Here is a 352-nt window from a genome sequence, read left to right on the forward strand (position 1 = left end):
CGTCGTGAAGTCGGTCTGCGACTCCGCCGCGCTCATGGAGAACGGCCGCGTCATCGAGTCGGGCACGGTCAGCGAACTGCTCGCGACCCCCGGCTCCGAACTGGCCTCCGCGCTGTTCCCGCTCGGCGGCGAGGCCTCCGGCGACGACCGCACCGTCGTCGACGTCACCTTCCAGGGCGAGAGCGCGACCCAGCCCGTCATCTCGCAGCTCGCCCGCACCTACAACATCGACATATCGATCCTCGGCGCCGCCATCGACACCGTCGGCGGCCTCCAGGTCGGCCGGATCCTAGGCCCCCGCCGGACCGTCGAGGACGACCAGCCACTGGGCGTCCTCCGCGTCGTCCTCGCC

Annotated in this window: 1 protein-coding gene; it reads left to right on the top strand. The window is 71.6% G+C overall.

Annotated elements, in window-relative coordinates:
* On the top strand, positions 1 to 352 hold a 352-nt coding region (locus IF47_RS0127060; protein WP_031511698.1), incomplete at both ends, for an NIL domain-containing protein.

It is taken from the genome of Streptomyces megasporus (genome assembly GCF_000718985.1).
GTDB classification, from domain to species: Bacteria; Actinomycetota; Actinomycetes; order Streptomycetales; family Streptomycetaceae; genus Streptomyces; species Streptomyces megasporus.